The organism is Ruminococcus bromii, from assembly GCF_002834225.1.
Classification (GTDB): Bacteria; Bacillota; Clostridia; order Oscillospirales; family Acutalibacteraceae; genus Ruminococcoides; species Ruminococcoides bromii.
Map to the genome: position 1 here is coordinate 1 of NZ_NNSR01000042.1, position 20,148 is coordinate 20,148.

The following is a 20,148-nucleotide window of genomic DNA, read 5'->3' on the forward strand; positions in this document are numbered from 1 at the left end:
TGTGCAGTGTAGTAACATAGTATACAACAGTGCAAAGACATAGTATACAGTTTTATGATAAAATAAATGGCAAGAAAATAGCAAATGAAGGAGCTGTTTTTATGCCGTGGGAGTGTAAAACTGTGGAAAAACAAAGATTAGAATTTGTTACAAAAGCATTAGAAACAAATAATTTTAGTGCTCTATGTCGGGAATATGAAATCACACGCAAAACCGGTCGCAAGTGGGTTGATAGATTTAAACAGGGACTGCCCTTAACTGATATGTCACGCAGACCATTATGTTCTCCTAACAAAACGCCTGACGACATTGAAGAATTAATCGTTTCTGTTCGTTTCGATAACCCGGGTTGGGGTGATGATAAAATTAAAATTTTTCTTGAAAATCAAGGGTATAAAAACATTCCTTGTCCAAGAACCATTACTAACATTCTTCATAAACACCAACTCATATCTGAAGAGGAATCTCTCAAAAGAAAGCCTTTTAAACGCTTTCAGAAAGAACATTGCAATGATATGTGGCAAACTGATTTCAAGGGAGAGTTTTTAACTGCCGATAATCGTTATTGCTATCCATTGACTATTCTCGATGACAGCTCACGATACTCAATCAAAATAGCATGCTTTCCTAACACTAAAAATGTCGTTATTAACGCTTTTAAGCAAGCTTTTTATGAGTTTGGTATGCCATCAAGCGTACTTTCTGACAATGGTTCTCAGTTTGCAGGTTTTAAACATGGATTTACTATGTTTGAAAAATTCCTTATGAACAATGACATTCTTCCCATACATTGCAGAATTAAACATCCGCAAACACAAGGAAAAATTGAACGGTTTCATGGCAGTATGAAAAGAGAACTTTTAAATCATAATCTATTCAAGAACTTGGATTACGCTGACAAGGCTCTGCAAGAGTGGCGAACTAAGTATAATTGCCTGCGACCTCATGAAGCACTTGGAAACAAATGTCCTGCCGATGTCTATACTCACAGCGAAAGGATTTTTGCTGACAAGGTGGAGCCGTTTGAATATGAACCCGGCTTTAAAGCCATAAAAGTAAATTCGTGGGGATATGTCCGTTTTCAGAATTTTCAATTATATCTTAGTGAAACTTTCATCAATGATTATGTTCAATTCAGACCTAATCCAAACAATGATTCATTTCTTGTTTGCTATCGCAATTTTGTTATTGCTGAGTATGACTCGTCATCTGGCAAGCGTATTCACCGCAAGATTTCAAGACTGTGAATTTGTATACCATGTCCTTGCACAGGTGGTTACCATGTTGCACTTGACATAATATCCGCCCCTACAAAATCGTCATCATTTTCACAACTTTTTTCGCAAAAAGATTCCCGTTTCTTACTTGTATTTTAAATCAAAATCCGCAACGCTTATAGGCAAGGGGAATACAATTTATCAAGTCTGTGGGGAGCATTGAGATTTTGCCGTATTTTTCGGCGGCAATGTCGCCTGCAAGGCCGTGGAGATATACTGCCGCTGCGGCTGATGAAAACGCACTTGCGCCCTGTGCAAGAATTGATGCGGTCATTCCTGCAAGCACATCACCGCTGCCGCCTGTTGCCATTCCCGAATTGCCTGTCGGGTTCACAAGCACCTTGCCGTTTGGCGAGGCAATTACCGTTCCTGCTCCTTTGAGAACGGTTACAACACCGTACTTCTGTGCAAAATCGAGGGCAACTCTCTCCCTTTCCGCATTTACAAGCGGAGTTGCAAGACCTGTAAGTCTTGACATTTCGCCCGGGTGAGGAGTAATTATAATCGGTGCTTTTTTCCTTAAAAGAATTTCAGGCTGTTTCGCAACACAATTGAGTGCGTCTGCGTCAAGCACAAGCGGTGTTGTGGAATTTTCTATTAAAGAAAATACAATTTTTAATGTATCATCGCACACACCGAGTCCGCAACCGACAAGAGTTGCAGAGGATTTGCACGATTCGCTGACTAAAAACGGAACATTTACCTTTGAGATTCTGCCGTCTGCATTTTCGCTGAGAGGATAGTAAACACTCTCAAGAATCGTTTGGGCAACAATCGGGTAAATACTTCTCGGCAAGGCACATTTTGCAAGACCTATGCCCGTTCTTAACGCACCCTTTGCCGACATAACCGCCGCCCCTGCCATTCCGTAGCTTCCGCAAACGCAGAGCAATGAACCCAGAGTTCCCTTGTTTGCATCATCGGGGCGTTCAAAAATTGCACTTTTTACAACATTTACATCTGTTACTGTCATACAATCAACTCATTTTTCTTTTATAGAATAACTGAACCACAATATTCTTGTTGAGGTGCGGTTTCATACCATTGAGAATATCCTCGTTCGGAGTAAAAACGAGAAGACATCTGCCGTATGCAGGACTGTTGAAAACAGCGAAATAGTTTTCGTCCTTGGAGTCAATATCTCTTGCGGCGATAAAAGTTTTGAGAAACCTCATCTTCTTGATTTCGGTATCGTCTTTTTCAAGTCTTTCAATCTCGTTAATCTGAATCTTGCACATGGTTTTTCTTTTGCGCAATGCAACAACCTTTGCAATTTCAAGCTCATTGCCCGAAACCGAATATTCAAAATCGACCTTCTGAATACTGAACACATACCAAACAACATAAATTCCGCCTACAAACACGAAAAATGCCACATAGATAAGATATGCAATTGTTGCAAAAGCAAGTAAAAACAATGTTGTCGGCACTAAAATAAGCAAAAGCACCGAAACAATTTTTATAATCAGATTTTTAGGTTTGTTAACCCGTCTTACAACCTGTTCGTTAAAATTATTCAATGTATTTTCTCCTTTATGATTGATATTTCATATAATATCACAGACAGTTGTTTTTTTCAACAAAAGATACAAAAACTCTTGCAAAAAAAATGTTTTGGTGTTATCATAGAAAAAGATAACATGATGACGAAGAAAGTAGCGTTTGCGTGATACCGTCAAAGAGAATGTGTGCCAAGGCTGAAAGCATACAACGGTGTTGCAGGTGTGAAGTTCCCTTCCGAGTGGTGAGGTTGAAATTTCCAGTAGATCTCAACGGCTGACTCCGTTACAGGTTGTGAAAGTGTCTGCTTTCGGGAGTGTTTGCTTTGATGCAAAAATCAGGGTGGTACCACGGATTATTTCGTCCCTGCGTAATTGATTTTACGCAGGGCTTTATTATTTTTACGGAGGTAATTTATGAACGAGAAATTATTAAGTTTAAAAGACGAAATCAAGTCAAGACTCGGCGAAACACAAGATTTGACCGACCTTGATAAAATCAGAGTTTCTTATCTTGGCAAAAAGGGCAGCATCACGGCTCTTTTAAAGGGTATGAAAGACCTTCCCAACGAGGAAAGAAAAACTTTCGGTGCTGAGGTAAACAAGCTCAAAGCACAGGCCGCACAGCTTATTGAAGAAAGACTTGCGGAACTTAAAGAAAAGGAAATTCAGCGTGAAATCGCCTTGATGCCGCAGTTTGACATTACATCGCCTGTTGCACTTGCAAGGGGTTCTTATCACCCAATCACCCTTGTTCAGAGAGAATGCGAAAAGATTTTCTCATCAATGGGATTTAACATTGAGGACTACTCCGAAATCGTAACCGACTACGAATGCTTTGAGGCTCTTAACATTCCGAAGCACCACCCCGCAAGAGATATGCAGGACACTTACTACCTTGACAACGGTCAGCTTTTAAAGTCACACACATCAGCCGCACAGAACGCAATTCTTAAAAAGTACGGCAAGGGACTTATCGAAAACGGCACACCTATAAAAGCCATCTTCCCCGGCAGATGCTTCAGAAACGAGGCTACGGACGCTTGTCACGAAAACACATTTTTCCAGATGGAAGGCGTTATGGTTGACAAGGACATTTCAATTTCAAACCTTATCTACTTTATGAAAACAATGCTTTCCGAGGTATTCAAAAAAGATATCAAGGTAAGACTTCGCCCCGGCTTTTTCCCATTCGTTGAACCGGGTTTTGAACTCGACATCAGCTGTCTTATCTGCGGCGGCGAGGGTTGTCCGTCATGTAAGCACAGCGGTTGGCTTGAGCTATGCCCCTGCGGTATGATTCATCCCAATGTTCTGCGTGAGGGCGGAATTGATCCCGAAAAATACACAGGTTTTGCGTTTGGTCTTGGTCTTACAAGACTTGCAATGATGAAGTACGGAATCAAGGATATCCGTGACCTTAACAGCGGCAGTCTTAAAGCACTTTCACAGTTTACTGATGACGAATAAGAGAGGAGATACAAAATGTTTTTATCTATGAACTGGATTCAGGACTTTGTTGATTTGAGCGGTCTTGATAAAATTGAACTTATCCGCAAATTTTCTCTTTCCACAGCCGAGGTTGAAAACGATATTCTCCGCAAGGGCAGTGAAATCAGCGGTATTGTTGTAGGTGAAATTAAGTCGGTTGAAAATCATCCCGATTCAAAGAAACTTCATCTCCTCAAAATTGATGCAGGCGAAGATGAACTTATTGATGTTGTCTGCGGTGCTCCGAATGTAAAAGTCGGTCTTAAAACCGCTTTTGCAAAGGTTGGCGCTAAAATCGGCGAAATCACGATTACACCAAGACCTCTTGCCGGCTTTACATCAAACGGTATGTGCTGCAGTGAGGCTGAAATCGGTATCAGCGATGACAACTCCGGCATTATGGAAATTACAGATGATGTTAAAAACGGCACAGACCTTAAGGATATTTATGAAATTGACGATATTGTTTTTGAGGTTGATAACAAGTCGCTTACAAACCGTCCCGACCTTTGGGGACACTACGGAATCGCAAGAGAATTTGCCGCACTTGCAGGCAGAGAACTTAAACCTTTTGACCTTGACGATTTAAAGGCGTATGATGGTCTTAAAAAGATTGATATGAAGATTGAGGACACTCTCTGTCAGAGATACAGCTGCTTACAGATTGAGAACATCAACCGCAATGTCAGCCCCGTAAATATGAGAATCCGTCTTTTCTACTGCGGTATGAGAGCAATAAACTATCTTGCCGACCTTACAAACTACCTTATGCTTGAAATGGGACAGCCGATGCACGCTTTCGATTCAAGAAAGGTTGAAAAAATCAGAATCAAGCGTTTTGACACGCCTTTCACTTTCAAAACACTTGACGGTGTTGAAAGAAACATTGACGAAAACACACTTATGATTTGCAACGGCAACACTCCTGTAGCAATTGCAGGCATCATGGGCGGTCTTGATTCGGAAATTGTTGACGATACAACTACTCTCACACTTGAATCCGCAACATTTAACGCAGTTTCCGTAAGAAAGTCAACAGTAAGACTTGCTCACAGAACAGATGCATCAATGAGATATGAAAAATGTCTTGATCCTGAAATGACTGTTACTGCAATTGCAAGATTTGTATATCTTCTCAAAAAGTATGACAGCGACATCAAGGTTGTTTCTTCGCTCACAGACGAGTACGCATTCAGGTATGACACAGTTGTTCTTGACTTTGACAAAAACTTTGTTGACCGCTACACAGGCATTGAAATCAGCAACGACAGAATTGTTGCAACACTTGAAAGCCTCGGCTTTAAGGTTGAGCTCAACAACGATAACTTCAGCGTAACGGTTCCAAGCTGGAGAGCAACAAAGGATGTTACAATCAAGGCTGACATCATTGAAGAAATCACCCGTATTTACGGCTATGACAACTTTGAAATTCACACAACACGTTCTCCCCTCTACCCTGTAAGAGCAAGCGTTGTTAAAACTACGGAAAACAAAATCAAGGATATGCTCGTTAAGAGGTACAATCTCCACGAGCTTCACTCATATGTATGGGCATACAACGATGAACTCAAGGCAATTGACATTCCTGTTGAGGATAATGTTAAGCTTGCAAACGCAACCAACCCGAATATTGAAACATTAAGAAATTCAATTGTTCCCACACAGCTTTGTCAGATTAAATCAAACCTTTCATTCTCAAACGATTTCGGTATTTTTGAAATCGGCAGAGTTGTAAACGGTCTTGATGAAAACGGTCTTTGCATTGAGAACAAAAAGCTTGCAATCACACTTTACAGCAAGACAAGAAATGTTAAGGACATCTATTTTGAACTCCGTGACATTCTCGCAGTTGTAACAGATGAAATCAAGCACAAGGCTCTCACATTTGAAAAGGCTGAACCGACTCACAGCTACGAACACCCCGTAAACCTCTATTCGGTATGCCTTGACGGCAGAAATATCGGTACAATCGGCATTGTTCATCCGACAGTAAACAAGAAGATTGACAAAAAAGCCGCAATTGTATTTGCAGAAATTGATGTGAACGCTTATGCAAACACAGAGGCTGCTCCGATTGTTTATGACGAACCGTCAAAGTTCCCGCCGATGGACTACGACATCAGCGTTGAAGTTCCTCAGGGAATGTTCTTCTCACACCTTGCAGAGTGTTGGAAAAACGAAGGCGGAGAGATTCTCAAAAGCACAAAGATTGTTGACACATATGACACAGATACAGTTCACAGCGTAACAATCCGCTTTGAGTTCTCGTCAAATGAAAGAACACTTTCATCAGCCGAGGTTCAGAAGATTATGGACAAGATAATTTCAAATCTTTCTGAAAACGGAGTAAAGCTCAGAGGCTAAAAATTATGGGGGCGGTTTTTCCGTCCCCTTTTTGTGACATAATCTGACAAGCATAAGATAAAATTAAAAAATATTACTGCTGTTTTATCACACAAAGCAATGTTTTTGACATTGAAATAACATAAATTAGGCATATTTATTAAAAAGTGCTTGAAATTTACTTTGAAATATGGTATAGTAGCAGAATAGGAGGTGTTTCAGTATGTTGGATAAAACAATGATTTTTTCTCTTGGTGAGGAAAAAGATGACCAGATAAAAGCAGGGCTTACAATCGTTTATGATGCCCTCCGCCAAAAAGGATATAACCCTATTAATCAGATTGTGGGATATATTTTAAGCGAGGATCCGACCTATATTACAACATATAATAACGCTCGCAACATCATCAGCAAGATCGACCGTGACGACCTACTTGAAGCACTGGTAAAATCGTATCTTAATGTTTAAGAAAGGATGATGCCTTGTGGCAGATACCAAAAAGACCGAAAAGAAATTTTCGACTTACAAGGGCAGACCGCTCGTTCGTTGCAATGACGAGATTTACTACGGCAGTATGGAAGAACCGTATGTTATAAGAATGCAAATCAAAAGCAAAAAGGATGTCAACGGAACTGAGATTGCCGATAAGGTAACAGTTCAGCTAATGGCTACAGACCCTTATCTTTCACCGAGAAAACAGCTTGTTAAGTCAAGCGAGAAAAAGGGATTGTTCCTTGCTATGGATATTGCAGACATCTGGCTTGAAAGAGCCCTTGCAAACAAAATGTAATTTAACATTGAATTTACGGAGTAATCGGTTTTGGTTACTCCGTTTTTTCTTATACGGCGAGCCGCCGTTCCCTTCTCGTGAAGACAGTTTGCAAGTATCACAACATATTTTGCCCGAGCGTAAATTAGATGTCCGCTTTGATGAGAAACTTTTGTTTCATCATATATGGTTGATATGATGAAAATAGTGCATTCGTTTGTAGCGGCGAACAACATCTTTGTTGCATTTATAAAACCAGTCTTATCACAAACTTTTTACCGTTACATGAAAAGTGTATAGTGGGATGTTCCCATACAAATGATTACAAAACTTTGAAATTTTATTATACAGAAAAAGCACTCTGCATTTCTGCAAAGTGCCTTAATTTAAAATATTAAATTCAGAATAAATCGCTATGTGAACCTGTTCTTGACAAAACAAGAACGAGTTCGTTGTTGTTGACTTGATAAATGAGCAACCAATCGGGTGCAATGTGACATTCTCGAAAGCCATTATAATTACCCGAAAGATTGTGGTCTTTGAATTGCTCGGGCAACGGTACTTCATTCGCAAGCAATTCAACTATCTTTTCAAGCCTTGAAATATCATAACCACGCTTTTTTATCCTTTTAAAATCCTTTTTAAACATGGCATGATACTTAATCGTCAGCATTCAAGTCCTCCATAAGCTCGCTTAAAGAATTAAAAGGACCGTGGAGATTTTTGCCCTCTCTGACATCCTGCATAGCCTGCAAGGTTTCTGCATTTGGCTTATCAAGTTTGATTTCAAACGGTATGCCGTTCTCCCTGACAATTTGTTTGAGATAGATATTGATTGCTGTTGACATATTCAAACCAAGTTCGTTAAGCAATGTGTCAGCTGTTTTTTTAAGATTTTCATCAACTCTGACATTCAGATTTGTTGTTGCCATAAAATCAACTCCTTTATATCTGTATATGTATAATATCACATACAAATCACAAAGTCAAGCAATTATAATTACGCTGTCATTATTTTGCACAATTTTACATACAATAAAACAAAGGTCGGGAAACAGAGCATTTCATTTTACACACTCTCTTCCCGACCTTAATTTTCAATTTTACATTTTAAATTTTCAATTTACTTTGTATCCTGCGTCCTCTACTGCTTTTTTTAGAACGGAATCTTCAACATTTTTTGACATTGTAAGAACGGCTGAGCCTTTCTCGTGGCTTACTTCTGCCGATTCAACACCGTCAATTGCCTCAAGAGTTTTCTTTACTGTTGCCTCGCAATGCGGACACATCATACCTTCGATTTTCATTGTTTTTTCCATGGTTTTATTCTCCTTTTTATTTTTATGTTTTATTTTTCTGTCATGCTTTGAGCTGTGAACCTTAACAAAATTAAGTCTTAATGCATTTGTTACAACACAAAAGCTTGAAAGGCTCATTGCCGCCGCACCGAACATCGGATTTAACTGCCAGCCGAAAAGATTGATAAATGCACCCATGGCAAGCGGAATACCGATTACATTGTAAATAAATGCCCAGAAAAGATTTTCGTGAATGTTACGGAGTGTTGCCCTGCCGAGTCTGATTGTTGCAGGAACATCTGCAAGGCGGCTCTTTACGAGTACAACATCTGCCGCATCAATTGCAACATCCGTTCCCGCTCCGATTGCAATACCCAAGTCTGCGCTTGTGAGGGCAGGCGCATCGTTAATGCCGTCGCCGACCATTGCAACCTTGCCGTATTTTTTCAGCTCTTTTACATTCTTTTCCTTACCGTCAGGAAGAACTCCCGCAACAACTTCATCAATGTCTGCGTTTTTCGCAACGGCTTTTGCGGTTTTTTCGTTATCGCCCGTAAGCATTACAACACGCACACCCATATTTTTGAGTTCATTAACAGCCTGTTTGCCGTCCTCTTTTATTATGTCTGCAACAGCAATAATACCGAGAAGCTTATTTCCTTTACAGAAATACAGCGGAGTTTTGCCCTCTTCCGCAAGCTGTTCAGCCTTTGCTTTTTCGCCTGATGAAATTTCAGCAAACTGTGAAATATATCTGTAATTGCCGCCGTAAACGCTTTCAGAGCCGATTTTTGCGGTAAGTCCGTTACCCGTTACGGCATTGAACTCAGTCACGGCATCGCCGATAATATGTCTGTCATTTGCATAAACTACAATTGCCTTTGCAAGCGGATGTTCGCTTGATTTTTCAAGAGCAACGGCTGTTTTCAAAAGCTCGGTTTCCGAAATATTTTCGACTGTAACAATATCGGTCACAGCAGGTTCACCCTTAGTAACCGTGCCTGTTTTGTCAAGAACAACCGTGTCAATTCTGCCTGCCGTTTCAAGCGAAACTGCGTTTTTAAAGAGGATTCCGTTCTTTGCACCGACACCGTTGCCGACCATAATCGCAACAGGGGTTGCAAGTCCCAATGCACACGGACAACTGATTACAAGAACGGAAATGGCTCTTGCAAGCGAAAATCCTACACTTTGACCGAGCAACAGCCACACGATTGCAGTAATCACGGCAATTGTGATCACCGCAGGAACAAACACACCCGATACCCTGTCGGCAATTTTTGCGATAGGCGCTTTGGTGGCAGACGCATTACTGACCATTTTAATAATCTGCGACAGCGTTGTGTCCTCACCGATTCTCGTAGCCTTACAGCGGATATATCCCGACTGATTGATTGTTGCGGCTGAAACCGTATCGCCGACAAGCTTGTCAACAGGAACGCTTTCACCCGTCAGAGCGGATTCATTGACGGCACTTTCACCGTCAATAACAACTCCGTCAACAGGAATACTCTCACCCGGACGAACTGCGAATATATCGCCTTTTTTCACCTGATCTATCGGAACAGTCTTTTCAACACCGTCAACTACAATCGTAGCAGTCTTTGGTGCAAGTTTCATCAAACCTTTGAGAGCGTCGGTAGTTTTGCCCTTTGAGTGAGCCTCAAGCATTTTACCGACTGTGATGAGTGCCAAAATCATTGCGGCTGATTCAAAATAGAACTCGTGCATATACGACATAACCGCCGCCGAATCACCTCTCACCTGTGCATCGGTCATCATAAACAACGCAATTGTGCTATAAACAAAGGCTGTGCCCGAACCAAGTGCAACAAGCGTGTCCATATTGGGAGCAAGGCGGATAATCCCTTTGAATCCGCTGATAAAAAATTTCTGATTAATCACCATCACTATGCCTGACAAAATCAGCTGAACAAGTCCCATTGCAATATGGTTGTTGTCAAAAAATGACGGCAACGGCCATCCCCACATCATATGTCCCATTGAAAAATACATCAATACTGCAAGGACAATGAGCGATGCGATAAGTCTTTTTCTGATTTTGGGTGTTTCGGTATCTTTGAGAGAATCCTCTGCATCGGCTGACTTTTTCTCTTTGCCTTTCAAAGACGCACCATAGCCGGCATTCTGCACGGCTTTTATAATTGCAGACGAATCGGCTGAACCGTCAACATTCATTGAATTTGTAAGCAGACTGACGGAACAGGAATTTACTCCGTCAATCTTTGATACCGCCTTTTCAACACGGGCAACACAGGCAGCACAGCTCATACCCGTTACATTGTATTGAGTCATAGTTTCTCCTACTTCATAAGCTTTTGCAAAACACCGACAAGCTCGTCAATTGTTTCATCGTTACCTGCCCTTATGTCATCTGCAACACAGGTGCGGATATGATTAGCAAGCAACTCCTTGTTAAAAGCGTTGAGTGCCGCATTGGCGGCGGCAACCTGTACCAGAATATCGGGACAGTAGGCATCTTTTTCAAGCATACCCTTTATCCCCCGTATCTGACCTTCAATACGATTAAGTCGGTTTACAAGCGACTTGTATTCTTTTTCGGTACGGTGCTTGTGTTTTGCACAATGTTCACACTTATTATTCTCCATAATATCAACCTCATAATTTCAAAATGGGATATATTATTCAAAGCCCTTTTAAGATACCCCCTATAGGTATCTTACAGTTATGATTGTATACCCCATAAGGGTATTTGTCAATAGGTAAATTACAGAAAAAAGCAGAATGCATTACGCACCCTGCTTTTATAGGATAATATTAAAATAATTCCGAATGAGTTCCGAGTCTGTAGAGCATTAAAACAAGCACATCATCTTTAATCCATAAACAAGCAACCAATCAGGCTCAATATGACACTCACGAGTCCCTTTATAATTTCCCATAAGGTCATGGTCTTTATATTTAGCATTTAGAGTTTCACCGTTTGCCAATGTATTGATTACGCTAAAAAGTTTATCGAGATTTTTATGTTGTTTTTTCGCAAGTTTTAAATCTTTCTTGAATTGAGAGGTAAACTGAACATCGTATTTCATACTTCCAAAGCCTCTCTAAGTGCATCCATGCTTGAATATCTCGGAGTGTTTGGGTCAGACATAATTTTTCTGCCTTCTTCTATAGCGGCAGCTGTGATATCATTTGGTATATCAAGTTTCAACTCAAAAGGAATGCCGTGTTCGCGAATGGCAGTTCTTAAAAAAATGTTTACTGCAGTTGTCATGTTAAGACCGAGTTCGCTGAAAATTTCTTCTGCCTTATCTTTTACTTCTTTATCTGTTCTAATATTAAGATTGGTTGTTGCCATAAAAACATCTCCTTTCAAGCATAGTATATGCTTATTTTCGGTTATTGTCAACATACTGTCATTAGAATATGTGCTTCAATAACATAAAAAAACACCGTACAAAATGTACGGTGTTAAAAGCTGTTATTAAATTAGTCAGTTGTGTAAGGAAGCAAAGCAAGGTGACGAGCACGCTTGATAGCAACTGTAAGCTCACGCTGATGTCTTGCGCAAGTACCTGTTACACGGCGAGGAAGAATCTTTCCTCTTTCTGACATATAACGACGAAGACGAGCGATATCCTTGTAATCAATATTCTCAACCTTGTCAACACAGAAGCCGCAAACCTTCTTGCGAGCTTTTCTGCCACGGTTCATTGGTCTGTCTGCCATGATGAAGTTCTCCTTTCAATGAGAATTATTTAAATTAAGTTGAAGTTAAAATGGTAAATCATCGTCCAAAGGCATATCCTGAAAATCAGAGTTTGAACCGCTCTGATAAGATGCAGGTGCCTGCTGAGCAGGTTCCTGATGATAAGCCTGGTTTCCGCCGTAAGACGGAGCGCCGTATGACTGATTGCTGCCATAGGACTGATTGTAGCCGCCTGCATTGTTGTCACGGCGTTCGCCTGTGAACGAAACATTGTCTGCTACAACCTCAACAACGTAACGGTTTGAACCGTCCTTAGCCTGGAACTGACGGCTCTGGAGCTGTCCTTCAACAGCAATGAGAGAACCCTTTCCAAAGTAACGGCATACAAATTCCGCTGTACTTCTCCAACATACAATATTAAAGAAGTCGGCTTTACGCTCCTCGCCCTGCTTTACATAGTTGCGATCAACTGCAATGCTGAAGCTTGTAACGCTTACGCCTGTGTTTGTTGTTTTTAATTCAGGGTCAGCTGTAATTCTGCCCATTAAGATTACTCTGTTTAACATACTTTTCCTTTCGTGTTCGGGTTAACCCCTACAAATTGATTATTCGACTTCCTTCTTGATTATCATTGAACGCATTACGCCTTCTGTGATCTTGTAGATACGGTCGAGCTCTGCAGGGAACTCAGCTTCACTTTCAAAATCGAAAAGAACATAATAGCCTTCGCTCTCTTTGTTGATAAGGTAAGCAAGCTTTCTCTTGCCCCATTCGTCAACATTCTTCAAAGTGGCATGCTTCTCAATGAGAGCCTTGAACTTTTCAACGATGGCCTGGATACCTTCTTCGCCCTTCTTCATTGAAATGATCATTACTGTTTCGTAATTAGCTGTTACTGCCATTAATATTGCACCTCCTTCTGGACATTATGGCGGTTTTCACCGCAAGGATTGTTATGTACACAACATAACAGATTTATTATAACATAAAATCACGGTTTGTCAACATTTTTTTGCAGTTTTAACATTTTTCGCTTCGAGCCGATAAAATAAATTTCTTCACTTTTTCAAAATCTTTACCGCTGCCGTTTGAATTTTCAACACCCGAACTTACATCAACTCCGTCAGGCTTAACGGCTTTTACGGCTTTTGCAACGGTTTCGGGATTCAGACCTCCTGCAAGCATAAACAATTTATCATCACGAGGCAGATTTTCAAGCATTGTCCAGTCAAAGATTTTTCCGCTGCCGGGTTCGTGTGCGTCAAAAACATAGCCTACAATGTTCGGGTTCATTCTGTATTCGTCAAACTTTTCAAGGTCGCTCACATTAAAGGCACGAATTACCTTTAAATACGGATTTGAAAGCACATCTTCTCCAACCTCACCGTGAATCTGAATGTAATCAAAACCGCAGTCATATGCAGTTTTCACCTGTTCAAGAGTCGGAGAAACAGTTACTGCAACCGACAAAACATTTTTATCAAGCGTTTCAATCAGGCTCTTGGCGGTTTCGGGAAAAATATTCCGTTTACTCTTTGGAAAGAACATTACAAAGCCCGCAAAATCGGGTTTGCAGGCATTTACTATCTTAATGTCTTCGGCGGATGTAATTCCGCAAATTTTAACTTTCATAAACTCACCTACAAAACAATTGTACCATATCGAATTAACGGTTGCAATAAAAAAAGACAAAGGACAGTCTGCGTGGCTGTCCTTTGTCAATATCGGGAAGTAATCCAATTACTTATTAGCTGTTAAATACTCCTGTTGAGAGGTAACGCTCACCTGTGTCGGGGAACAATGCAACGATTGTCTTACCTGCGTTTTCTTCACGCTTGGCAAGCTCAATTGCGGCTGCAAGAGCGGCGCCTGAAGAGATACCTACGAGGATACCTTCTGTCTTTGCAATATCATTTGCATTTGAGAAAGCGGCTTCGTTAGCAATCGGAAGAATTTCGTCATATACCTTTGTATCGAGAGTATCGGGAACGAAGCCAGCACCGATACCCTGAATCTTATGAGGACCGCCGTGACCTTCCGAAAGTACGGGAGAAGTCTGCGGCTCAACTGCAACAACCTTTACATCAGCCTTCTTTGACTTGAGGAAGTTACCCACTCCGCTGAGTGTACCGCCTGTGCCGACACCTGCAACGAAGAAATCAACATTGCCGTCCGTATCCTCCCAGATTTCCGGACCCGTTGTATCAAAATGAGCCTTAGGGTTAGCAGGATTCTCAAACTGACCGAGGATAATGCCGCCGTCAATTTCCTTTTCAAGCTCTTTAGCCTTTGCAATTGCACCGCTCATACCCTTTGTACCGTCAGTAAGAACGATTTCAGCACCGTATGCCTTGAGAAGGTTTCTTCTCTCAACGCTCATTGTTTCGGGCATTGTGAGGATTGTCTTGTAGCCCTTTGCAGTAGCTACAGATGCAAGACCGATGCCTGTGTTACCTGATGTCGGTTCAATGATTGTTGAACCCTTTTTGAGTTTACCGCTCTTTTCAGCGTCCTCAACCATAGCTTTTGCCACTCTGTCCTTAACACTGCCGGCAGGGTTAAAAAGTTCAAGCTTTGCAACAACCTTTGCCTTGAGGTCATATTTCTTTTCTATATTAACGAGTTCGATAAGCGGTGTTCTGCCAATAAGTTCTGTTACACTTGTATATACTTTGCTCACAAAAATCAAGTCCTTTCAAAATTCAACAAATTAAAATCAGTCATCAAGTGAATCAAATGCTTCCTGAAGGTCATAGATAATATCGTCGATATTCTCTGTGCCGATTGAAAGTCTGATAGTGTTTGGCTTAATGCCCTGTTCTGCAAGCTCTGCCTCGCTGAGCTGTGAATGAGTTGTTGATGCAGGGTGAATTGCAAGAGATTTAACATCTGCAACATTTGCAAGAAGTGAGAATACTTCGAGGTGGTCGATGAATTTCTTTGCAGTTTCAGCGTCACCCTTGATTTCAAATGTGAAGATTGAGCCTGCACCCTTCGGGAAGTATTTCTTGTAAAGTGCGTTGTACTTGCTGTCAGGAAGTGAAGGATGATTAACATTTTCTACCTTCGGGTTCTTAGAGAGGAAGTCAACAACCTTGAGTGCATTTTCAACATGGCGTTCAACACGAAGTGAAAGTGTTTCAAGGCCCTGAAGGAACATAAATGCGTGGAACGGTGAAAGTGTAGCGCCTGTATCTCTGAGGAGAATGGCACGAACATAAGTTACAAGAGCAGCACCCGGAGCAGCCTCTGTAAATACTGCACCGTGATATGATGCGTTAGGCTCTGAGAACTGTGGGAACTTGCCTGATGCAGCCCAGTCAAACTTGCCGCTTTCAACGATTACACCGCCGAGAGCCGTACCGTGACCGCCGATAAACTTTGTTGCCGAATGAACAACGATATCTGCGCCGTACTCAAACGGTCTGAGAAGATAAGGTGTAGCGAATGTGCTGTCGATTACAAGCGGAATCTTGTGTGAATGAGCAATGTTTGCCACTTCTTCAATATCAATAATATTTGAATTGGGGTTACCGAGTGATTCAATGAAAACAGCCTTTGTGTTTTCGTCAATTGCATTTTCAAATGCGTTTTCTTCGTCAGGATCAACGAACTTTGTGGTTACACCGTACTCTGAGAATGTATGCTCAAGCCAGTTGTATGTGCCGCCGTAGATTGTTTTTGCGGCTACGATGTTGTCGCCTGCTTTTGCAAGAGCCTGAAGTGCATATGAAACTGCCGCTGCACCTGATGCAACTGCAAGAGCTGCTGTGCCACCCTCAAGAGCTGCGATTCTCTTTTCAAAAACATCCTCTGTCGGGTTTGTAAGTCTGCCGTAGATGTTACCTGCATCTTTGAGTGCAAAGCGGTCTGCAGCATGCTGACTGTTGTGGAATACATAAGAAGTAGTTGCATAAATCGGAACTGCTCTTGCGTCTGTTACAGGGTCTGCTGTTTCCTGACCGATGTGAAGCTGTTTTGTTTCAAATTTAAGATTTCTTTCGCTTAATTTACTCATTTTAATGTCCTCATTTCATTTTAATTTTAATTTCAGAAGTTATGTTGCGGATTTGATGTGTCCCGTATCACATTCGTTCATTACTGCAACATCGTTTGAATCTGAGATTTTTCATTTGGATCACCTTTCCCATATTTCCTATTTGATTGGTGGGTTTTAATTGGATTGTCTATATCATACCACAGATTTTTTATTTGTCAATAGGTTTTTTGAAATTTTTTCTTATCTTTCCTATTGGTTTAGTAGGTTTACTGGGTTTTGATTATTGAAAAGGTCGAAAAAGCCGATATTCAAGCCGTTTTTTAAATTTCAACCGTTAAGCAGTCAATTTGAAAATTTTTCTGATTTTTTAAAACTAATATTCAAAAGCATCATTTGCAAACGGCAAAGCACCGCATTACCTACTAAATTGCTGTGTAAACAACAAAAGCACCCGTAAAGGATGCTTTCGGATTATATTAAATTACATAGTTATCTGCCGAATTTGCAATAATGTCGGCAAGAGTAATGTTGTCAACAACATCGTCAATAGCCTTCTGGAGTTTCTCCCACACAAAAAGCGTTGAACATTGTTCACGACGATCACAGGTATTTTCATTACCCTCAAGGCAAGCCACGGGTGCAAGACTGCCCTCGGTAAGTCTTAAAATCATACCGACAGTATAATATTCGGGTTCATGAGCAAGACGATATCCTCCGTTTGAACCTCTTGCGCTGAGCACATAACCTGCCTTTGTAAGTACGGTAATAATCTGTTCAAGGTATTTAAGCGATATTCCCTGACGGGCGGCAACCTCCTTTAGGGCTACATTTTCCCCTTGTTTACACTGAGCAAGGTCAACCATAAGTCGGAGCGCATACCTGCCCTTTGTTGAAATTTTCAAATTAACCACCCTATTCATATATTAATAATATGATTAAAGCATATCATAAACGGCTGTATATGTCAATGAGCCTGTTGCACAACAATAACCTATTTAACTTGTAAGAAAACACAAAAAGCGGGAGCGAAAAACGCCCCCGCAGAGTTTATATATGAAGTTACGACGATACACCGCAAATCAGTGTTACAATTCTTACTGCAAACAAAGCAAACGCAACCCACATAATCGGATGAATTTCTTTGATTTTGCCTGTAACAATCTTGAGAATAACCCAAGTAAGGATACCGAACATGATACCTGTTGCTATTGAATATGCAAACGGCATAAAGATGATTGCTACGAAACCGCCAACTGTATCGGCAATGTCTGAGTCAAAATCCATCTTTGTAACATTCTTAATCATAAGAAGACCTACAAATACGAGTGCAGGAGCTGTTGCAAATGAAGGAATAGCAAGGAAAATCGGATAAAGCGGAATAGCAAGGATAAAGAGAATTGCAGAAGTAAGAGCTGTAAGACCTGTTCTGCCGCCCTCTGCAACACCTGTTGTTGACTCAACATAAGATGTTACTGTTGATGTACCGAGGCAAGCACCAAGGCATGTACCGAGTGCATCAGACATAAGAGCACGACCTACACGGGGAAGTTCGCCCTTTTCATTGAGGAGATTACCCTCCTGAGCAACACCGATAAGTGTACCTACTGTATCGAAGAGGTCAACAAAGAGGAATGCAAATACGATAACGGCAAAGTTAAGCGCATGCTGTGCCACATAACCGAAATCGAACTTGAAGAAAGTTTCTGTTGCCATGTTCTGGACAGGTCCGAATACAGAGTAGTTTGCAAAATCAGGAATGAGCGATGCACCCTGATACCAACCACAAAGCTGAGCGATAATGCCGAGAACCCATGTTGCAAGGATACCGATAAGGATTGAGCCTTTAACTCTGTAGTGCCAGAGTGTAGCAACAATGAGGATACCGACAAGTGCAAGAACCACCGGAGCAGAACCAACATCACCGAGCTTAACGAGAGTTGATGACTGAACAGCCTTGCCGTCATAGTAAGCGTCTGTTGTGATAACGCCTGCGCCCTTAAGACCTACAATTGTGATAAAAAGACCGATACCTGCCGAAATACCGTACTTGAGGTTCTGAGGAACCTTGTTTACAAGTGTTTCACGGAATTTGAAGATTGAGAGGATAATGAAAATAATACCCTCAACAAGGATAGCTGTCAAAGCTACCTGCCATGGATTTGTGATACCCTGCTCTGCAAGCTGCGGAACAACTGTGTATGCAAAATATGCATTCAGTCCCATACCGGAAGCAAGAACTACAGGATAGTTGGCATAAAATGCCATGATGAGTGTTGCGAAAGCAGCCGATACAGCTGTTGCTGCAAAGATTGCATTCGGATCCATTCCTGCGGCAGAAAGAATACTCGGGTTTACAGCGAGTATGTAAGCCATTGCAAGGAATGTTGTAATGCCGGCAATAATCTCGGTTTTGACATTAGTGCCGTTTTCTTTCAGTTTGAAAATCTTTTCCAAAAGAAAGCCCCCCTAAAATATTTTGTCGAAACACGACATAGTTAAATTGTAGTTTATTCTCGCCAAAATTTCAAGTAGTATAATATACAAATTCATTGCAAAAATCAAGTTTTTGATTGTTTTGTGAAGCTTTTTGAGAAAAATCAGGTACAGGCAATTATTGAACATTTCACGAATAAAATTATATAACGATAAATTTTAGTTTAAGGGGTGCTGTTATGATTGAGTTACTCGGATTTTTAGGACAATATATATGTTTCTTCATTCTTCATGTTTGCGGAGGCGGTTCGTTTCCGAAACCTTTAACCGAAAAGCAAGAGCGTGAATGTCTTGAAAAAAGTGCAAACGGCGATATTGAGGCAAGAAATATGCTCGTTGAACACAATCTGAGGCTTGTTGCACACATAATAAAGAAATATTACGGAACACAAAGCGAACAGGATGACCTTGTATCAATCGGAACAATCGGTCTGATAAAGGCAATCAACACTTTTGACATAAACAAAAACATAAAATTAAGTTCTTATGCAAGCAGATGTATTGAAAACGAAATTCTTATGCATTTCAGAAATGCAAAGAAAAGTGCACAGGATATTTCTTTAAACGAAACAATTGACACCGACAAGGACGGCAACCCTCTCACCCTTCTTGATATTATGTCGGTTGACGATAATATAATCGACAATCTTGATTTGAAGCTTAATTCAAAAAAGCTCGGTCAGTTCATAAGAGAGGAACTTAACGAGCGTGAGCAGAAGATTATTGTACTGAGGTACGGTCTTGACGGCAAGGAAGCTATGACTCAAAAAAGTGTTGCCAAAATGTTAGGCATATCCCGTTCCTATGTCAGCCGCATCGAAACCAAAGCGTTAAAACAATTGCGAAAGCGGTTTGAAACAAGTTCAAATTTGTGAGATAATAAGTTATATAAATTCATCAGGGGTGTTCATCGAATGCCCCTGCATATTTCACAACAAAAAATTCTTGACATATACCAAACTGCGTGATATAATAACAATGTTACAGATAAGCGGATGTAGTTTAGTGGTAGAACTTCAGCCTTCCAAGCTGATCGTGTGGGTTCGATTCCCATCATCCGCTCCATACTAAAAGGTACTCAAAACTGAGTACCTTTTCTTTTTGCATATTGAAGAAATAAATCAATCAGATGGGAATCGAAAGCCCGTTTAGAAAACAGTTCAGCGAACTGTTTTTAGGGCGTAGCGTTGATCCAAGTTAAGCCCAAACGCTTTAGACAAAGACGAGATTGGCAACTTCTGTATCACAAAGTAATCATCCGCTCCATACTAAAAGGTACTCAA

General features: G+C 40.9%; 22 protein-coding genes, 1 tRNA gene and 1 other annotated feature. Of the genes, 7 read left to right on the top strand and 16 right to left on the bottom strand.

The window, feature by feature from the left end; translation table 11 throughout:
* Positions 1-122 precede the first annotated feature (122 nt).
* Positions 123-1,247: an IS481 family transposase gene (locus RBATCC27255_RS04555; RefSeq protein WP_169923245.1), complete on the top strand. Its 1,125-nt coding sequence runs from the start codon at positions 123-125 to the stop codon at positions 1,245-1,247.
* Between the two features lie 130 nt (positions 1,248-1,377).
* On the opposite strand, the gene RBATCC27255_RS04560 is transcribed toward RBATCC27255_RS04555, so the two are convergent.
* Together RBATCC27255_RS04560 and RBATCC27255_RS04565 are read right to left on the bottom strand one after the other, a co-directional pair.
* Complete coding sequence (locus RBATCC27255_RS04560; RefSeq protein WP_101028943.1) at positions 1,378-2,250, bottom strand: NAD(P)H-hydrate dehydratase; 873 nt, start codon at positions 2,248-2,250, stop codon at positions 1,378-1,380.
* 4 nt (positions 2,251-2,254) lie between these two features.
* Positions 2,255-2,797, bottom strand: coding sequence for a hypothetical protein (locus RBATCC27255_RS04565; protein WP_101028944.1), 543 nt, complete (start codon positions 2,795-2,797; stop codon positions 2,255-2,257).
* Positions 2,798-2,911: 114 nt separating this feature from the next.
* Positions 2,912-3,148, top strand: a binding site (T-box leader).
* 45 nt (positions 3,149-3,193) lie between these two features.
* On the opposite strand from RBATCC27255_RS04565, the gene pheS reads away from it, so the two are divergent.
* The 4 genes from pheS to RBATCC27255_RS04585 all read left to right on the top strand — a co-directional run bounded on the left by pheS (position 3,194) and on the right by RBATCC27255_RS04585 (position 7,401).
* Positions 3,194-4,246: a phenylalanine--tRNA ligase subunit alpha gene (gene pheS, locus RBATCC27255_RS04570; protein WP_021883363.1), complete on the top strand. Its 1,053-nt coding sequence runs from the start codon at positions 3,194-3,196 to the stop codon at positions 4,244-4,246.
* A gap of 15 nt (positions 4,247-4,261) precedes the next feature.
* Entirely contained in the window at positions 4,262-6,631 is a 2,370-nt protein-coding gene (gene pheT / locus RBATCC27255_RS04575; RefSeq protein ID WP_101028945.1) for a phenylalanine--tRNA ligase subunit beta, read from the top strand.
* A gap of 202 nt (positions 6,632-6,833) precedes the next feature.
* Entirely contained in the window at positions 6,834-7,079 is a 246-nt protein-coding gene (locus RBATCC27255_RS04580) for an IreB family regulatory phosphoprotein (protein WP_015523616.1), read from the top strand.
* Between the two features lie 16 nt (positions 7,080-7,095).
* Entirely contained in the window at positions 7,096-7,401 is a 306-nt protein-coding gene (locus tag RBATCC27255_RS04585) for a hypothetical protein (protein ID WP_021883365.1), read from the top strand.
* A 379-nt stretch (positions 7,402-7,780) separates the two neighbouring features.
* On the opposite strand, the gene RBATCC27255_RS04590 is transcribed toward RBATCC27255_RS04585, so the two are convergent.
* The 14 genes from RBATCC27255_RS04590 to RBATCC27255_RS04655 form a co-directional block, all read right to left on the bottom strand.
* Positions 7,781-8,053, bottom strand: coding sequence for a type II toxin-antitoxin system YafQ family toxin (locus RBATCC27255_RS04590; RefSeq protein ID WP_101028946.1), 273 nt, complete (start codon positions 8,051-8,053; stop codon positions 7,781-7,783).
* Complete coding sequence (locus tag RBATCC27255_RS04595) at positions 8,040-8,312, bottom strand: type II toxin-antitoxin system RelB/DinJ family antitoxin (RefSeq protein WP_021883366.1); 273 nt, start codon at positions 8,310-8,312, stop codon at positions 8,040-8,042. The genes RBATCC27255_RS04590 and RBATCC27255_RS04595 overlap by 14 nt, the downstream gene beginning before the upstream one ends.
* A 186-nt stretch (positions 8,313-8,498) precedes the next feature.
* A complete protein-coding gene (locus tag RBATCC27255_RS04600) occupies positions 8,499-10,994 on the bottom strand; it encodes a heavy metal translocating P-type ATPase (RefSeq protein WP_101028947.1) in 2,496 nt (831 codons plus the stop codon).
* An 8-nt stretch (positions 10,995-11,002) separates the two neighbouring features.
* Positions 11,003-11,308, bottom strand: a complete 306-nt coding sequence (locus RBATCC27255_RS04605) for a metal-sensing transcriptional repressor (protein WP_015523613.1) — start codon at positions 11,306-11,308, stop codon at positions 11,003-11,005.
* A 207-nt stretch (positions 11,309-11,515) separates the two neighbouring features.
* On the bottom strand, positions 11,516-11,752 hold the full coding sequence (locus RBATCC27255_RS04610) for a type II toxin-antitoxin system YafQ family toxin (protein ID WP_462269642.1): 237 nt from the start codon (positions 11,750-11,752) through the stop codon (positions 11,516-11,518).
* Positions 11,749-12,021 carry a type II toxin-antitoxin system RelB/DinJ family antitoxin gene (locus tag RBATCC27255_RS04615; RefSeq protein WP_101028948.1) on the bottom strand — a complete coding sequence of 91 codons (273 nt, stop codon included), beginning with the start codon at positions 12,019-12,021 and terminating at the stop codon, positions 11,749-11,751. Before RBATCC27255_RS04615 ends, RBATCC27255_RS04610 begins: the two co-directional genes overlap by 4 nt.
* A 131-nt stretch (positions 12,022-12,152) precedes the next feature.
* Positions 12,153-12,392 carry a 30S ribosomal protein S18 gene (rpsR, locus tag RBATCC27255_RS04620; RefSeq protein WP_101028949.1) on the bottom strand — a complete coding sequence of 80 codons (240 nt, stop codon included), beginning with the start codon at positions 12,390-12,392 and terminating at the stop codon, positions 12,153-12,155.
* 45 nt (positions 12,393-12,437) lie between these two features.
* The gene (locus RBATCC27255_RS04625; protein ID WP_101028950.1) at positions 12,438-12,938 is read right to left on the bottom strand and encodes a single-stranded DNA-binding protein; all 501 of its coding nucleotides are present in this window, start codon (positions 12,936-12,938) and stop codon (positions 12,438-12,440) included.
* Positions 12,939-12,977: 39 nt separating this feature from the next.
* On the bottom strand, positions 12,978-13,274 hold the full coding sequence (gene rpsF / locus RBATCC27255_RS04630; protein ID WP_015523608.1) for a 30S ribosomal protein S6: 297 nt from the start codon (positions 13,272-13,274) through the stop codon (positions 12,978-12,980).
* A 118-nt stretch (positions 13,275-13,392) separates the two neighbouring features.
* Complete coding sequence (locus tag RBATCC27255_RS04635) at positions 13,393-14,004, bottom strand: phosphoribosylanthranilate isomerase (RefSeq protein ID WP_101028951.1); 612 nt, start codon at positions 14,002-14,004, stop codon at positions 13,393-13,395.
* 115 nt (positions 14,005-14,119) lie between these two features.
* The gene (gene cysK, locus RBATCC27255_RS04640; RefSeq protein ID WP_101028952.1) at positions 14,120-15,052 is read right to left on the bottom strand and encodes a cysteine synthase A; all 933 of its coding nucleotides are present in this window, start codon (positions 15,050-15,052) and stop codon (positions 14,120-14,122) included.
* A 36-nt stretch (positions 15,053-15,088) separates the two neighbouring features.
* Positions 15,089-16,390, bottom strand: a complete 1,302-nt coding sequence (locus tag RBATCC27255_RS04645) for an O-acetylhomoserine aminocarboxypropyltransferase/cysteine synthase family protein (RefSeq protein ID WP_015523607.1) — start codon at positions 16,388-16,390, stop codon at positions 15,089-15,091.
* 458 nt (positions 16,391-16,848) lie between these two features.
* The gene (locus RBATCC27255_RS04650) at positions 16,849-17,274 is read right to left on the bottom strand and encodes an RrF2 family transcriptional regulator (protein WP_021883374.1); all 426 of its coding nucleotides are present in this window, start codon (positions 17,272-17,274) and stop codon (positions 16,849-16,851) included.
* Positions 17,275-17,431: 157 nt separating this feature from the next.
* Positions 17,432-18,826 carry an NCS2 family permease gene (locus RBATCC27255_RS04655; protein WP_101028953.1) on the bottom strand — a complete coding sequence of 465 codons (1,395 nt, stop codon included), beginning with the start codon at positions 18,824-18,826 and terminating at the stop codon, positions 17,432-17,434.
* 218 nt (positions 18,827-19,044) lie between these two features.
* On the opposite strand from RBATCC27255_RS04655, the gene sigK reads away from it, so the two are divergent.
* On the top strand, positions 19,045-19,740 hold the full coding sequence (gene sigK, locus RBATCC27255_RS04660; RefSeq protein WP_101028954.1) for an RNA polymerase sporulation sigma factor SigK: 696 nt from the start codon (positions 19,045-19,047) through the stop codon (positions 19,738-19,740).
* Positions 19,741-19,856: 116 nt separating this feature from the next.
* Positions 19,857-19,930 (top strand) — tRNA-Gly (locus RBATCC27255_RS04665).
* Positions 19,931-20,148 lie beyond the last annotated feature (218 nt).

Excerpts from the sequence above, each read along its gene's own strand:
- RBATCC27255_RS04560 (WP_101028943.1), bottom strand. The coding sequence starts at position 2,250 with ATGACAGTAACAGATGTAAATGTTGTAAAAAGTGCAATTTTTGAACGC.
- pheS (WP_021883363.1), top strand. The coding sequence starts at position 3,194 with ATGAACGAGAAATTATTAAGTTTAAAAGACGAAATCAAGTCAAGACTC.
- pheT (WP_101028945.1), top strand. The coding sequence starts at position 4,262 with ATGTTTTTATCTATGAACTGGATTCAGGACTTTGTTGATTTGAGCGGT.
- RBATCC27255_RS04580 (WP_015523616.1), top strand. The coding sequence starts at position 6,834 with ATGTTGGATAAAACAATGATTTTTTCTCTTGGTGAGGAAAAAGATGAC.
- RBATCC27255_RS04590 (WP_101028946.1), bottom strand. The coding sequence starts at position 8,053 with ATGCTGACGATTAAGTATCATGCCATGTTTAAAAAGGATTTTAAAAGG.
- RBATCC27255_RS04595 (WP_021883366.1), bottom strand. The coding sequence starts at position 8,312 with ATGGCAACAACAAATCTGAATGTCAGAGTTGATGAAAATCTTAAAAAA.
- RBATCC27255_RS04600 (WP_101028947.1), bottom strand. The coding sequence starts at position 10,994 with ATGACTCAATACAATGTAACGGGTATGAGCTGTGCTGCCTGTGTTGCC.
- RBATCC27255_RS04605 (WP_015523613.1), bottom strand. The coding sequence starts at position 11,308 with ATGGAGAATAATAAGTGTGAACATTGTGCAAAACACAAGCACCGTACC.
- RBATCC27255_RS04610 (WP_462269642.1), bottom strand. The coding sequence starts at position 11,752 with ATGAAATACGATGTTCAGTTTACCTCTCAATTCAAGAAAGATTTAAAA.
- RBATCC27255_RS04615 (WP_101028948.1), bottom strand. The coding sequence starts at position 12,021 with ATGGCAACAACCAATCTTAATATTAGAACAGATAAAGAAGTAAAAGAT.
- rpsR (WP_101028949.1), bottom strand. The coding sequence starts at position 12,392 with ATGGCAGACAGACCAATGAACCGTGGCAGAAAAGCTCGCAAGAAGGTT.
- RBATCC27255_RS04625 (WP_101028950.1), bottom strand. The coding sequence starts at position 12,938 with ATGTTAAACAGAGTAATCTTAATGGGCAGAATTACAGCTGACCCTGAA.
- rpsF (WP_015523608.1), bottom strand. The coding sequence starts at position 13,274 with ATGGCAGTAACAGCTAATTACGAAACAGTAATGATCATTTCAATGAAG.
- RBATCC27255_RS04635 (WP_101028951.1), bottom strand. The coding sequence starts at position 14,004 with ATGAAAGTTAAAATTTGCGGAATTACATCCGCCGAAGACATTAAGATA.
- RBATCC27255_RS04645 (WP_015523607.1), bottom strand. The coding sequence starts at position 16,390 with ATGAGTAAATTAAGCGAAAGAAATCTTAAATTTGAAACAAAACAGCTT.
- sigK (WP_101028954.1), top strand. The coding sequence starts at position 19,045 with ATGATTGAGTTACTCGGATTTTTAGGACAATATATATGTTTCTTCATT.